This window comes from Streptomyces sp. DH37, from assembly GCF_029813835.1.
In the GTDB taxonomy this organism is placed as follows: domain Bacteria; phylum Actinomycetota; class Actinomycetes; order Streptomycetales; family Streptomycetaceae; genus Streptomyces.
In genome coordinates, this window is the sequence record NZ_JARVKV010000022.1 from 35,146 (window position 1) to 48,625 (window position 13,480).

Genomic DNA, 13,480 nt, shown 5'->3' on the forward strand with positions numbered 1-13,480 from the left:
ACGCCATTACCCTCCCGGTGGCCAACGCGACGCGTCTTGGAGAAATGTCGGCGCTTCGACCGTCGGTTGCTCCGGCCGCCGAACCGCTCGTACAGTCGAGGCGTGCGACCTGTGCGCAAGAAGGCGGACTCCACCGCTGCTTGGGAGATCGCGCGACCGCTGCGGACGACCGCGATGCCCGGTGTCGACATGGCCGGGTTCCGCATTCGCGGCGACAGCCCGATCGAACTACGAGCCATCCCTCACCCCGCCGTCACCGTGGCCGTCGAGTTCGGTGACCGCCCGTTCGACATCCACGGCGCGGCCGGCTCGATGCGGGTGCAGAGCCTGGCCGCCGGACTCGCCTTCAGCGCGTTCCAGGTGCGCGCCGAGGGCGTCGAGTGTGTGCAGATACGCCTGTCTCCGCTTGCCGCGCACCCCGTCCTCGGACTCCCGCTCGCGGAGCTGCGCGGGAGCGTCATCGCGCTCGACGACCTGTGGGGCCGTGACACGCCGCGCCTGCGGGAACGGCTTCACCACGCGCGAACCTGGCCGGAGCGCTTCGCGCTCATCGACGCAGCGCTGTTGACCCGGCTCCGTACGGGCAGGCGCATCGACCCCGAGGTGGCCTGGGTCTGGCACCAGATCGTCGCCGGTCACGGCCGAGTCCGCGTGAGTGACCTCGCAGCCCGGACCGGGTGGAGTCGCCAGCGCATGTGGTCACGCTTTGGCTCGCAGATCGGCCTGACACCCAAACGCGCCGCCATGCTGGTCCGCTTCGACCACGCCATCCACCGCCTGGTCCGCGGGCACGCCTCCGCACGGGTGGCAGCGGACGGAGGCTATGCCGACCAGTCCCATCTCCACCACGACGTCCGCGCGTTCACCGGAACAACCCCCATCGCCGCCGCGAACGAGCCATGGCTGGCCGCCGACGACAGAGCCTGGCCGACACACGACGATGCGGTCTGACCGGCGCCACGAGCGGCCGGTCAGGCCTCGCCTTCAGCGGAAGGCGGCGCACCGGGCCACTGCTGTTGCGGGAGGCGCAGCCGTGTGCCGCCCGCCCCGCAGAAGGGAAGTGGGATGAGACTTGCGTCGAGCAGACAGGACAGGTGACGCACGAGGAGTCCGCAACCTCGCAGTGGACGCGGGCATTGCAGCAGCGGATCAGGTCGGCGCCACCCTGGATGCTGGGCCGGTCAGGCCCTGGACGTAGTAGAGGTCGATCAGAGCGGAGCGCGGGTCGATGTCGATGTCGGCCTTCTTTACGGCGCGTTGGTCATCTCGCCAGTGAGGCGGCTGGCCATGAAGTGGGCGACGGCTCTGCCCAGCCCGACGCAGTCGAGATGCTGGAAACTGCCCTGGAGGCGCAGAAGAAGGTCTGGAGCTCCGTCCCGCCGTCTGTGGCCCGCGGAGCTCCGGAGGAGAACCATGGCCGTGCCGTCGAACTGCTGGAAGCACTGGAGGCGCAAGCGCTCCGTACAGCAGACCGCGCAAGGGTTCACGCCAAGTAGCCCCGGCCCCGCCCCCAGGCGCAGCCGCTCACCAGGGCTTAGGGGATCGCGGCGAACACCGCCTCACCAGGCGGTATTCTGCGTGCCCCGCACTGCGGCCGCACTCTCGCCGGTGGGATCAGCGACTGCGCGAACTCCCACAAGCCGTCCGGAGCGATCCGTCCCCACCGGTTACTCTCCATGCTCGATCAACGAGCCGACCATCACACAGAACACGTTCTTGGAGGAAGGGAATCCCGTGTACGCGAAGGTTGGTTGATGTCCCCGCTCCGGCGTGTCACCGATGCTGTCCTGCCGTTCTCCGCGACCTGTGAGGGAGCCGGGTACGGCACCACCGCCTCCGCGGCCGGGCCCACGTCAGCCCGGCCATCGCCAGCCACGAGGGCCTGCTCCACGCCTTCACCCAGGGCTCCGGCACCACCAGGCACCTCTTCCTCCAGCGCCAGACCCGGGCCTGACCCCACCCGCACGGGCCCAGCCGGACCGGCAAAGGCCGTGCCGGTCACATCCTCTGCAGCGGCTCCCAACCGGCAGCCGGCCAAGGCACTGCACTACCCGGTACAAGGTTCACGCGTGATAAGCAGGAGGAGTCAGTCGTGCCGCCCTTCGGCCGCCTCCGCCTGCGAAGTGAGGCCAGTACCCGTCAGACGCCGGCTCCAGGCGTTCGTGTGAGGTGCCCCGTCGGTGACGGTCGTACCGCTCTCCTCACCGGCATGGCCGGTGAGGAGAGCGGCGACCGCATGGCCTGGCCGACGGCCGGGCGTCTTCGTGATCTATCCTCCTGTCACTTCTGCCACGCGGAGGTTCCTCAGCTCGCCGGTTCCCGCGACCGTCTTCGACGGGTACAGCATCTGGACCTGCACGGTCAGGCCGGCGCCCGGCTCGATCGTGTGCTTCCCGTCTCCGGGGGAGGCGAGAACGACCGAGCCGTTCTGGCCGTCCTCCTTCACCTGGTACCACTGCTGCTGGACCGGGTTGACCCTGGTTCCCTCGGGCACGTCGAAGCGGATTTCCCACTCCACGACCCGGTCCTGGTTGGCGCGCATCTTCAGGTTGCTGCTGACGACGTAGCCGAGGGCGTCCTCGGGCCACGTCTGCTGCCACTGGCCGGCGATTTCCTGGTCGACGTTGGCCGGAGGGATCGTGACCTGTGTCCGTATCGAGTCGTGGTGCCGCAGCGCCGCGTTGGCCCGGGTGGGGGAGCTGATCAGCGCGGCGCAGGTCATGGGGCCTTCGTACGCCGGATCGATCCTGCCGCTGAGCACGATCTGCGCCGAGCGGTCCACGGGGAGATCCACCGGCTGGTGCAGTCCGTCTGAGGTGGAGGCCGGGCCGCACACGGCTCCGTCCTTCGCCATGCACTCCACGCGCACGTCGGAGAGCTGGGTGGGGATGGTGCCTTCGACGAGGGCGTCGGGGGCGTCGTTGGGGCCGGAGTTGGACACGTTGACCAGGTAGTGGATGCGCTGCCCGGCGTCGGCCTGGGCGGGGCCCTCCATGTCCAGCGACATGTGGACCGGCAGCGCCACCTTCAGGTTCCTGATCTGGTGGGAGGCTGTGGCGCCGCCTGTGCTGGCGGAGAAGCCCAGCTTGAAGGTGGGGGGCATCTGCTGCTGTCCGGGCTGGTCCGTCAGCGGGTAGTCGTCGAGCAGAAGGGTGCCGTTGGGGTCGGCCGCGCTGGAGCGGCGGACGGTGAGACGGCCGTCGATGACGGAGATCTGGAGGTGCGCGCCCGCCTTCCAGTCGGCGCGGAAGCCGTTGGGGACCTGGACGCCGGTGAGCCACCTGAACCCCTCCGTTCCGCTGCCGGAACCGCGGACCCCCAGCATGTTGGAGCGGCTGCCGGGGCCGTTCGGACCGGCGAGGTCGGAGGCGAAGTTGCCGAAGTTGTCGAAGCCGACGCCGACGTATCCGCCGGTGACTCCCGGCTGGGGCGGCGCGGCGCGGCGTTCCATGGCGTAGCCGAGCCCTGCGCCGAGGCCACCGGGTTCGGTGGTGTACTGCCCGTCGATGAGGTAGACGCAGAAGCCGTCGCCCAGGCCGAAGGCCGGGTCGATTCCACCGGTCACGGCGAAGTCGAAGTCGATGGTCACCCCGAGTTTGGAACTGAACGCCTGGTCGAGGATGGCGGTCCCGGCCTTGCTCTTCTGGTTCGGCGTGAGTTCAAGACTGCCGTTGAGCGCGGCGCTGCCCTTCAGTTTCCAGTGGGGGTTGGCGGTGTGCCCGGAAGTGAAGGACTCGATGATCGGGAACTCCACCTGACGTGCGGCCTTCGGTGCCCGAGAGGCGATCTGGGTGGTCATGTGCACCTGCCTTCGACGTTGTCGGGTGATCTTCGGAACGCCCCGGCGGCCCATGCCGACGGGGCGGGACCACAGTGCGGAGTCACCAGGGACCATGACCCATAAACCGCTGCATTTTTCAACAAAAAGGGCATAGAGGGATAGTGTTCGTGTCGGCCTTTGCTCCCGGCTGGATCTGGAGTGACGGTGGATCAACGAGTTCGGCGACCCCGACGTACTCCTCGGCCGTCCGGCGCTCACCGACCGCTGCGCCGTCTGCTCGGTCGACTCTGTCCGCCCCAGATGTGGCAGACCTCGGAGCCGGCCTGCCGCACGCGGGACGGAGCGCTGGTCACCGCTGCCGGGTGGCGAGGCCGGCGAGGCCGGCGAGGCCGGCGATGGCGGCGGTGGTGGTGCCTCCGACGCCGAGGGGCTCGACGGCGCCGGGCGGGGTGGTCGGCTCCGCCATCTCGTGTTTCTTCCCCGGGCCGGAGAGGGCCTCTCCCTCCGTGGTGGGCCGGTTGGCCGGGGAATGCTCGGGCGGCAGGGCGGAGGAGGCGGCCGTTGGCGGCGCAAGCCCCGTCTCGGGGGCGCGGGCATGCGGAAGGCCCCATCCGTCCACGGACGGGGCCTCGAGGATTGCCGAGCCGGGTGCTTGGTGTGAAAGCTTCCGGGCGCGCTGAAGTCGCCCACCACTTCAGCGCTGGAGCCCTGGAACACGGAGGGTCCCTGACGCCTCATCCACAGCAGCCGGGCAGCCTGTGCTTCTTAGGTCATGAAGGGGCTTCTACCCAAGGAGCAATGGCGGGTAAGGGGTCATTCCCATGAAGTGAAGGCGGGTGGGGTCGCTCCTGGCTGGACGATTCCGCCCCGTGCCGTCCTCGGTGTCCAGGAGCCCCCGCTGCGCTCCCGGTTTCTCCAACGCGGCGGTGCATTGGGCCGGGAGCTTGCGCAGGGTGAGTGCGAGGCTGCTCTGGCGAGCGAGGATGGTCGAGGAGCAGGCCGTGTCGCTCCGGAACAGCCCCTTAGCGGCGTGGCTGGGGAAGGGAAAAAGGCTGGAAGTGACGCAGGCGCGGGTGAGAGCTTGGTCTCATGAGCACGATCGATGACGTCATCGCCCTGGCCGCCACCCACGGCTTGCACCTGTCCGCGCAGGACGCCACCGTGAACGAGGCGGGCCTGGACTACCGCGTCGTCATGGTCTCCGACGCGACCGACCGGAGGTGGGTGCTGCGCGTACCGCGCCGCGCCGACGTCTCCGAGGGCATGGCCGCCGAGACGCGCGTCCTCGACCTGGTCGCCCCCGTCCTGGCGGAGGACGGCGTCGCGGTCCCCGACTGGCAGGTTCGCTTCCCCGAGCTGATCGCCTACCCGGCCCTGCCCGGCGCCCCGGGCCTGACCCTGACCGACGCCGGGGAGCCCAACTGGCACATGGACCCCGCCAGCCCGGACTACGCCGAGCGCCTGGGGCGCCTGCTGGCCCGTCTGCACTCCATCACCCCGGAGCAGGCCGAGGCCGCGGGCGTCGAGGTCCGCACCCCGGCCCAGGTACGTCAGGCGTGGCGGGACGACGTCGCCCGCGTGAGCGAGGCCTTCACCGTCTCCCCCGCCCTGTCCGAGGCCTGGCAGGCCTGGCTCGAGGACGACGCCTGCTGGCCCGAGCAGACCGTGATGACCCACGGCGAGATCTACCCCGCGCACGTGCTGTTCGACGAGGAGGGCGCGATCACCGGGGTCCTGGACTGGACCACCGCCCGCGTGGACGACCCCGCCCGTGACCTGTCCGCCCAGTACGGCGCCGCGGGCGAGGAGATGCTGCGGGCCACCCTCACCGCGTACGAGCAGGCGGGCGGGCACGTCCACCCCGGCCTGGCAGCCCAGGCGAAGCACCTGTGGGACGCCTCCCCGATCGGGTATGCCCTGTACGCGCTGACCACCGGCGCCGAGACCGACCTGGCCACCGCGGCGGCGATGCTGAACCCCGAGGCCTGATGCCCCGCCCGGTCCGACGACGGCGCACCGTCCGTAGCGCCCATCGGACGGCCAGGCCCATGGGTGGCCTACCGAAGCCAGGACTCGACCGCTGCGGCGGTCCCGCGGACCGTGCACCGGCCCTCGACCACGACGGCGACCGGGTCGACCGCCTGGTCGGTGGTCGCCTTCACGCGCTGGCCGCTGGCCCGGAAGGAGGCGCAGGCGGCCATCGCGCCTGAATCAGTGGTCTGGAACCGCAGCTCTGGCCCATCATGGGGCGGGTGAGGGTTCCTTCTCCGGACGAGGCCGGGGCCGCGCGTACCCCGGCGGGCCGGGAGCAGCGCCTGGCCGGCCAGCGGCACGCCGCCCAGCAGGGACCGCACCGGGACGCCGCCCCCTCGGCGCCCGGCGGGGGAGGGGAGCCCGCGACCGCACCTGGCGCCGGTGCGGTTCGGGTGCCGGGGCCGGAGCCTGACTGGCAGCCCGCGACCGTCCCGCCGTACCACGTGGGGAAGAACCCCGTCTCCCAGGTGAGCCCGTGGCAGTACGCGGCGAGCTTCTACCGGATCGTCGCCGGGCTGACGCCGCCGCTGGAGGCGGTCGCGGCCCGGCTGCGCCTGGAAGTGGAGCGCACCTGGGAGGAACTGGGCGAGGTGGACGTGGCCCTGTTCCGCATCCAGGGCGCGGAGTTCGCCCTCAGCCGGTTCGTGCACCACGAGGAGCCCCGCCTGTTCGTGTGGCTGAACCGCTCGCAGCGCGACGCCGAAGCGGCTCTGGACCTCCTCCTCGGCACGCTCGGGGTGGGCCGTGAGGCCGTGGCCTTCATCGAGGACCAGGCAGACGACCCGTCCGGCACGCCCGGCTGACCCCTTCCCGCCTCCGGTGACACCCGGCGCACGGCCACGAGGCCACAGCGGACGGCCCGCCGCGCCCGGCACAGCAACTCCACGACAGCCGCTCGCGAGGTCAGTACACCGCCGCGGGTGTCAGCGGCTGCCAGCGGGGGCCGCTCGGGTCGCCGCTCCAGATCCACTGCTCCTCTGGTGTGCGGGTGAGGCCGAAGTCGTACAGCCCCGGGGCGCCGCGTCGCTCCCACACCGTCCAGGCCCCCAGCACCTCGTCGGCCAGGTGGCGGGGTCCGCCCTGGTAGGCCACGGCCGCCGGACCGGGGCCGGGAGGGGAGACCACGGTGGCCCAGGAGGAGCGGCCGTCGTGCAGCCACGCGGTCACCCCGCCTCCGTCGCCGATCTCGGTGGTGATGTGCACCTCGGGCAGCAGCACCCGCAGCGCGAACAGCAGGTGCCCGCCCTCCGGCCCGGCCAAGGCATCCAGGGAGCGGGGGAAAGGTCCCTCGGCTTTCAGGGGGTGTTGGTCGCGGATGCGGTGGAACGGGGCGCCCTGGCCGGTGCCGCGGGCGGGCATGAACATCCCCAGCCCCTGCATCCACCCCGACGCCGAGCGCCCGTCGGCGGCGACGGTGAGGGCGACGTGTCCCAGTCGCCCCCAGGGGGTGACGATCCGCCCACCGGGCCGCGTCTGCTCCACCCACGCCCACGGCACCTCATCGACCGCATAGGTGGCGATCACCCGGTCGTACGGGCCGCCCTGCGCCCATCCGGCCGTACCGTCCCCGACCCGCACCTCCACCCGGGCGCCGGCCGCCGCCAGCCGCGCCTCGGCGTCCGCGGCCAGGGACGCGTCGACCTCGACGGAGGTGACCCGGCCCGGTCCGGTGCGGGCGGCCAGCAGGGCGGCGTTCCAGCCCGTCCCGCAGCCCAGCTCCAGCACCCGGTGCCCGTTCTCCAGCCACAGGCAGTCGAGCATGCCGGTCACCACCGCCACGCACGACAGGCTGGAGGAGGGGAGTCCATCGGTGACCTGGGTGACGGTGGCGGCGTCCGGTCCCGGATACACCGCGGCTGCCCACCGCTCGGGCTCGGCGTCGCGCTCCACCACCTGATAGGCGTCCCCGTCCCAGATCCACACCCGGTCTGGGGCGAAGCGGTGCCGCGGGCAGGTCTCCAGCACCGCGGGGCGGATCCACGGCGACTCCTCGTCCGGCCACCGCACCGTTGCGGCCAGTTCCCGCAGCCTGTCGTCGATGTCCACGGCTAGCGCCGGTGGGTACCGGTGGGCGGGGGAGGGTCGGGTACCTTGCCGTCGGAGTTCCCCGGCGGCGGCGTGCCCTGCGACGGGTCCGGATCCGGCTTCCGGTGCTCACCCACAGCGTCCTCCCGTAGCGAGACGGTGACGCCCCATCATGGCCCAGCATCCGATCTCGGGGCCGTCAGATCCGCAGATCCGGTCGATAGCCCCTGCCGGTCAGAAGCGACCCGCCAAGCCCCCGTCCGGCCCCGGAACCGCCCGGCAAGCCAGCACCGCCCACCCGCCGCCTTCCGCACCCCACAGCCCCGGCCTGCGCCTGCTCCAGCTCGTCTCCGACGAGGGCCACCGCCGCATGATCGGCGCCCAGCTCAACGTCACCGGAGCTCGCCACCGTCTCGCCCGGAAGATCTTCGTCGGACAGTGTGACGAACTACGTCAGCACTACCGTGCGGGTACGGAGGATCAGCTCGGCGCCCTCGGCAGGAAGACGGGAACGACGCACAGCCGCTGAGCGGTGGGCCGGAACCGAAAGCCGGGTCTGGAAGAACGCCGGTCACTTCCCGAGCCGCTTCGCCGCGGCGGCCCTCCGGGCGAACACCTTGCCCTGGGAGTCCTGCATCTCCCGGAGCGCAGCTTTCCGTTCCTTCTGCGCGAGCCGGTCCAGATACAGGTGGCCGTGCAGGTGATCGATTTCGTGCTGCAGGCACCGGGCGAAGTACCCCCCGCCTTCGATCACCAGAGGATTGCCGTCCTTGTCGAGGCCCCGGACGACCGCACGGTCGAGGCGGGGCACCACGCGGTAGGGGCCTGGAACGGACAGGCACCCCTCGGGTTCCTCCACCAGGCGGCGGCCGTCGGCGGACACTTCCTCAAGAACCGGGTTGGCGATGTGCCCGACATGACGCACACCCCACTCGTCCGTGATGTCCCACACGAACAGTTGCAGATCCACATCCACCTGGTTGGCGGCCAGCCCAGCGCCCTCCGCGACCTGGTTGGTGGCGAACATGTCGTCGATCAGCCTCGCCAGCTCCACCGTGCCGAACTCAGTCACCTCCCGGCACCGGCGGCGCAGGATCTCCTCCCCGACCACGGTGATCCTGCGAACCGCACCGCGTTCCACCTCCGGCGCGAGCCGTGGGTAGGACTCGACGGGTTTGCCCTGCACCCGGACCCGGCGATCTGGCACCGTGTCACCGAACCCAACAGCCACGAACCATCAACCCTTTCCGTGCAGCTCCTCGGCCACTGGACTTCGATGGCGGAGGACTCGTCGCTTGCCAAGGACTTTGCAAAGTAGCAGACTTTGCAAAATGAGTGATGGAAACCGTCGAGTTGAAGCCGCAAGGGCCCTGCACAGCCGGGCCCGCCAGCTTCTGCCCGACCACCCCGTGCGTGTCGCCCTGCTTGACCTGCTTGCCGAAGTCGGCACCCTCACCTCCACCGAGGCCGCCGCCCGCCTCGGGCACAGCTCCGGCCTGTGCTCCTTCCACCTGCGCCAGCTCGCCCGGTACGGCCTCATCGAAGAAGCCCCCCACCGAGGAGGCCGAGCCCGGCCCTGGCGACTGCGATGGGACACTCCCCACCCCACAGGGCAGGAAGAACCCGAGGAATTCACCACCCTCACCCGGGACCTGGAGGACGAGAGCTACCAGCACTGGCTGTCCCACCGGGACCAGGCGCCGGCCGAGTGGCGGCAGGAGGAGTCCTTCAGCACCGTGCTCCACCTCACCCCGGCCGAAACGGCCGAACTCGCCACTTCCATCCGCCGCCTCCTCGACGGCTACCGCAACCGGGAAGACCACCCCGCCACGCGCCCGCCCAACGCCGTGGCCGTAGCTGCAGTCACCCGGCTGTTTCCGCTTCTCGACGCGCATCGCCAAGCGCCGCCGCGGCCTGTGCAAGGCAATGGCGTTGACGAATCGACCGATCCCTGAACAAGGTTGCCGAGCGGCGGCTCGCGGCCGGATCGATGCCGGATCGTGTGCGAGAAACGGTGTCAAAAGTCGGCATGCTCGAAAACCTGCGAGGCACCTTCTTCCGTACGATCTCGCAGGTGCGGACGCCTCCGGAAGGCGACACCGCCGACCTTCTCGCCCCAGTCCCCGCCGTGTGCGGTGCGCTCGTCGAGTACGCCCGCGTCTCAACCCAGGGACGGTTGCTCGACCGACAGGTTCACGCCCTCACCCGATGCTGCCCGTCTCCCCGGAGCTGCTCCCCGCACGCGCGGGGAGGGCCCCTCCCCGTCGCAGAACGATCCGGGCGTCCCGGGCTGCCCAGATCAGGGTCCGAGGTGCACGGCGGCAGGCCGCCGATGCAGCCGATGCCGGGGCGGTGGAAGAGGTCGCGGGCGACGCGAACCCGATCTTCGATCAGTCACGACAGCCGTAAGCCGTGGTCTTCGTGGTGGGTTCAGCTCCGTCGGAGCGCAGGGCGGTGTTCACTATCGGCCGCGACCGGCACCGGACCCGGACTGAGGTGCGCGGGGTGGCTACCACCGGAGCCGTGGCGTTCGGCGATCAGCCGCCTGCGATGGCGGCTGCGGCGGACGGCGGTGACGAGGACGAGGACAGCGCAGATGCCGATCCCGAAGGTGGGGAGAGCGATGGCCAGTACCAGCCAGCCCGCGAACGCGAGAATGCCTCCGGAGTCCCCGATGGCGTACTTGGAGAGCCCGTGGGACGAACAGGTGACCTCGTAGACGCCTGCTCGTGGCACGTCGATGGTGTGGAGCGGATTCCAGGTCTCGTCGCGGGTGAGGAACACGTCGATTCCCGGGTCGGTAAGACCGGGGTCGCCCGGCCCGGTGATGCTGCACTCCGGGGCGGCCGACGGGCCGAATTCCCGGTCCCTGATCCAGATCGCCTTCTCGCTCTCCGGATCGAGCCGCAGGGCGACGGTGTCACCGTTGGCGAAGTGGTGGTCGGTGTCCACCGCGTCGATCACGTCGTAGAACCGGTACACACCGATGACCGCACCCAACACGATCAGTACGACGGCGATCGAGGCCGCTATGGCATACCAGTGACGGCCGGGCCGGAAGTCGTTCGCCGGTGTCTGCGGCGGCGTGAAGGGCTGCATCAGCGCATCCTAGAACGCCCGTGCTGCCCGGCCGGTGAGCTGCTGAATGCCGCCTGGCGGACCATGTGACCGGTTCAGCGTCGGCTCGTCGACATGGCCATGGGACAGGGAGATCTACTGAGGTTGAATTCGTGATGTCGTGGGGGGTTCATCCGGGTCTGATGATCAGGCTGGTCTTGGCCGTCTCGCCCGGCCCGAGCAGGATCGAGACGGACCAGGCCGGCCACCTTCTCCTCGCCGCCTGCTGCCCCACCGAGGCCCCTAGGCGGAGGAGAACCGGCGGCCCGCTGACTCCGGTCCTCCAGCGCGCCGAGGTCACCGACCAGCCCGACGGCACTTGGCACATCACCGCCGAACTCGACCGCACTCTGGTGACCGCCCACCCCCTGACCCCCCGGCGGCGCGCTCGAAGCCCTCCCCGCCGGGCCGGGCAGGAGTTGTTCGGCACAGTCGAGGCACCTGCTGAACAACCCCGGCGGTGCTGTAGTGGTCGAGCCGCCGGTGACACCGCGGGCGGCACCGCTTCGTCGATGGAGCGGAGGGCCTGGACGGGCCCCTCCGGGTCCCGCGGCTCCGGAGCACCGGTTCGTACCCCTCGAAAGGAACGATCGTGACGCGTGTCCGGCACAGCTTGCTGTCCGTCATGGCCTTGGTCGGCGCGGCCCTCCTCGGCGCGCCGGGCACGGCCTCGGCGGCCCCGGCCGACTACCCGACGGCCTACAACACCAAGACCCAGCACCTGGTGTCCGACCCCGACAGCAGCATGGCGGGATCCTGCGTCTCGCGCAGGATCACCCTGGGAACCGGTCACTACGACTGGGGCCACGTCATGGGGGCGCGGCAGACCGTCGTACGCGCCAACCTCTACCTCGGCCTTGGCGTGTACACCTGGGAGGACTGCCTGTGGCCGCACGACGGCTTCTACGTGCAGACGACATCGCTGAACCCCGACAACCCCGACTGGGACACGGTGTATCTCTCCGAGGACCTGGACGTGCGGTCCACCGGCACCTGGACGTGGGGCGGGTTCCTCGACCCCAAGTTCTGACCGGCCGGGGTGCCGGGCCGGCCGGGGAGCGGCGGGCGGCGGACGTCCGGCCGGGAGCGGCCCGGTGCCCGTCGGCCCGCCCGCACACGAACGAGGCGGCGGTCCTCCGACACGGCGCCGGAGGACGCCGCACCGGGGGCCGACGAGCGCGCTCACGACTGCTGCTTCGGACTGCGGTTGCACTTCGATGTCGGCCTGCCGCAGCGCGCGGTCCCGATGGGCCCCGGTCATCCGTGCCGGTGGGTGCCGGCCGGCCCTGATCATGGCGAAAACCTCCGCTGTGGTGGAGCTGTGCAGGACTGCGCCGCAGGAAGGTCTTCGTGTCCCACCGCAGAAGCCCGGCTGACCGTGTACGGCAGACGGCTGCTGGTCGGACGTGTCGCATCCGGCCGCCCCGTCGCGCATGTCGCGGCCGAGACGGGCGTCTCCCGCACCACCGCGCACAAGTGGATCCGCCACTGGCGGACGCAGGGCGGGGCGGGCCTGCACGACCGGTCCAGCCCGGCAGGTGCCCTCAGGCGGCAGGGTGTGAATGCGGACGCGCAGGAACCGGAGTCGATGCCGCACGAAGCGTGCTCAGCGGGCGTCTTCGCGCGTGGATCGCTCGGCACGCCCGGCGCTGGATGATTGATTCCAAGGAGTCGGGGAGCGAGCGAAGGGTCTTTTGCACCTTGGACAGGAGCCAGTCGCTTCGGGGAAGGCCTCCAGGCTCCTGATGTGGTTACGGCTGCCCGCAGTTGGGCTCGGCGTGGTCCCGAAGAGACCGTCACCACTTTCGGTGCACGGTTGCCTTGCTGCCGGTCACCAAGCTTGCCGGCGGAACGTCATCGGCCACGACCGCGCCGGCGGCGACCACGGCGTCACGGCCGATGCTGACGCCGGGCAGGATCGTGGCACCGGCACCGATCCACACGTTCTCCGCGACGTCGATGGGTGCGCCGGTGAGGTACAGGCGCCGCTCCTCGGGATCGACCGGGTGGCCGCTGGTGATGAACGTGACCTTCGGTCCGATCATCACGCGCTCGCCGAGCCGGATGCCGGCGTAGTCCAGGAATGTGCAGTTCTGGTTGATGAAGACGCGCTCGGCGAGGTCGAGGTTCAGGCCGTGGTCCGTGAAGAAGGGCGGATAGATCGTGGCTCCCGGCGGCAGCGGCTTGCCAAGGATCTGCTCGAACAGTTCCGCCTTGCCCGCCTCGTCTTCGAAAGGCAGGACGTTCAGGCGGGAGGTGAGCTCGGTGACCCGCAGGACCCTCTCGGCCATGGCCTGGAACTCCGCGCTGCGGATGCGCATCATACGGTCGCTGGACATGCCACGATCCTTTCCGTGCATCCGTGGCGGGACAAGACTCACCGGATGATCAAAGCCAAGAGGAGCGGCCGTCGGCCGGACGACGGTGATCGCGGACGGTGGCTACCGGGGCACCGGCCTGGTCATCCCGAACCGCCGCTGGACAGGCCGGGCCGAGAAACACGAAAGGCAAGGAGAGCACTCC

At 70.5% G+C, this 13,480-nt stretch carries 12 protein-coding genes and 2 pseudogenes; 8 read left to right on the top strand and 6 right to left on the bottom strand.

Going from position 1 to position 13,480, the window contains the following annotated elements; genetic code table 11:
- Window positions 1–102: 102 nt before the first annotated feature.
- Window positions 103–951: a helix-turn-helix domain-containing protein gene (locus tag QC029_RS13760; RefSeq protein WP_336621585.1), complete on the top strand. Its 849-nt coding sequence runs from the start codon at window positions 103–105 to the stop codon at window positions 949–951.
- Window positions 952–2,269: 1,318 nt separating this feature from the next.
- Here the strand turns inward: QC029_RS13760 and QC029_RS13765 are convergent.
- Complete coding sequence (locus QC029_RS13765; RefSeq protein WP_279555919.1) at window positions 2,270–3,799, bottom strand: hypothetical protein; 1,530 nt, start codon at window positions 3,797–3,799, stop codon at window positions 2,270–2,272.
- Window positions 3,800–4,870: 1,071 nt separating this feature from the next.
- On the opposite strand from QC029_RS13765, the gene QC029_RS13770 reads away from it, so the two are divergent.
- Entirely contained in the window at window positions 4,871–5,770 is a 900-nt protein-coding gene (locus QC029_RS13770; protein ID WP_279555920.1) for a macrolide 2'-phosphotransferase, read from the top strand.
- A gap of 68 nt (window positions 5,771–5,838) precedes the next feature.
- Here QC029_RS13770 and QC029_RS13775 read toward each other — a convergent pair whose 3' ends face one another.
- Entirely contained in the window at window positions 5,839–5,982 is a 144-nt protein-coding gene (locus QC029_RS13775) for a hypothetical protein (RefSeq protein WP_279555921.1), read from the bottom strand.
- Between the two features lie 51 nt (window positions 5,983–6,033).
- On the opposite strand from QC029_RS13775, the gene QC029_RS13780 reads away from it, so the two are divergent.
- A complete protein-coding gene (locus QC029_RS13780) occupies window positions 6,034–6,618 on the top strand; it encodes a hypothetical protein (protein ID WP_279555922.1) in 585 nt (194 codons plus the stop codon).
- 100 nt (window positions 6,619–6,718) lie between these two features.
- On the opposite strand, the gene QC029_RS13785 is transcribed toward QC029_RS13780, so the two are convergent.
- On the bottom strand, window positions 6,719–7,861 hold the full coding sequence (locus tag QC029_RS13785) for a methyltransferase domain-containing protein (protein ID WP_279555923.1): 1,143 nt from the start codon (window positions 7,859–7,861) through the stop codon (window positions 6,719–6,721).
- Between the two features lie 151 nt (window positions 7,862–8,012).
- Here QC029_RS13785 and QC029_RS13790 point away from each other — a divergent pair, with 151 nt between their 5' ends.
- Window positions 8,013–8,369: a Tn3 family transposase gene (locus QC029_RS13790; RefSeq protein WP_279555924.1), complete on the top strand. Its 357-nt coding sequence runs from the start codon at window positions 8,013–8,015 to the stop codon at window positions 8,367–8,369.
- 42 nt (window positions 8,370–8,411) lie between these two features.
- Here QC029_RS13790 and def read toward each other — a convergent pair whose 3' ends face one another.
- Window positions 8,412–9,026, bottom strand: a complete 615-nt coding sequence (def, locus tag QC029_RS13795) for a peptide deformylase (protein WP_279555961.1) — start codon at window positions 9,024–9,026, stop codon at window positions 8,412–8,414.
- Between the two features lie 145 nt (window positions 9,027–9,171).
- Between def and QC029_RS13800 the strand changes: the two genes are divergently transcribed.
- Window positions 9,172–9,795, top strand: a complete 624-nt coding sequence (locus QC029_RS13800; protein WP_279555925.1) for a helix-turn-helix transcriptional regulator — start codon at window positions 9,172–9,174, stop codon at window positions 9,793–9,795.
- Between the two features lie 475 nt (window positions 9,796–10,270).
- On the opposite strand, the gene QC029_RS13805 is transcribed toward QC029_RS13800, so the two are convergent.
- A complete protein-coding gene (locus tag QC029_RS13805) occupies window positions 10,271–10,939 on the bottom strand; it encodes a hypothetical protein (RefSeq protein WP_279555926.1) in 669 nt (222 codons plus the stop codon).
- Window positions 10,940–11,549: 610 nt separating this feature from the next.
- Between QC029_RS13805 and QC029_RS13810 the strand changes: the two genes are divergently transcribed.
- Window positions 11,550–11,987: a hypothetical protein gene (locus QC029_RS13810; RefSeq protein WP_279555927.1), complete on the top strand. Its 438-nt coding sequence runs from the start codon at window positions 11,550–11,552 to the stop codon at window positions 11,985–11,987.
- Window positions 11,988–12,278: 291 nt separating this feature from the next.
- A pseudogene (locus tag QC029_RS13815) lies at window positions 12,279–12,488 on the top strand (leucine zipper domain-containing protein); the annotation flags it as partial.
- A 265-nt stretch (window positions 12,489–12,753) separates the two neighbouring features.
- Here QC029_RS13815 and QC029_RS13820 read toward each other — a convergent pair.
- Entirely contained in the window at window positions 12,754–13,296 is a 543-nt protein-coding gene (locus tag QC029_RS13820; RefSeq protein ID WP_279555928.1) for a DapH/DapD/GlmU-related protein, read from the bottom strand.
- 67 nt (window positions 13,297–13,363) lie between these two features.
- Here QC029_RS13820 and QC029_RS13825 point away from each other — a divergent pair.
- Window positions 13,364–13,453 (top strand): annotated as a pseudogene (locus QC029_RS13825) (IS5/IS1182 family transposase); the annotation flags it as partial.
- Window positions 13,454–13,480 lie beyond the last annotated feature (27 nt).

Coding starts and splice junctions, on each gene's coding strand:
- QC029_RS13765 (WP_279555919.1), bottom strand. CDS start 3,799: ATGACCACCCAGATCGCCTCTCGGGCACCGAAGGCCGCACGTCAGGTG.
- QC029_RS13770 (WP_279555920.1), top strand. CDS start 4,871: ATGAGCACGATCGATGACGTCATCGCCCTGGCCGCCACCCACGGCTTG.
- QC029_RS13775 (WP_279555921.1), bottom strand. CDS start 5,982: ATGGCCGCCTGCGCCTCCTTCCGGGCCAGCGGCCAGCGCGTGAAGGCG.
- QC029_RS13790 (WP_279555924.1), top strand. CDS start 8,013: ATGGCCCAGCATCCGATCTCGGGGCCGTCAGATCCGCAGATCCGGTCG.
- QC029_RS13800 (WP_279555925.1), top strand. CDS start 9,172: ATGAGTGATGGAAACCGTCGAGTTGAAGCCGCAAGGGCCCTGCACAGC.
- QC029_RS13805 (WP_279555926.1), bottom strand. CDS start 10,939: ATGCAGCCCTTCACGCCGCCGCAGACACCGGCGAACGACTTCCGGCCC.
- QC029_RS13820 (WP_279555928.1), bottom strand. CDS start 13,296: ATGTCCAGCGACCGTATGATGCGCATCCGCAGCGCGGAGTTCCAGGCC.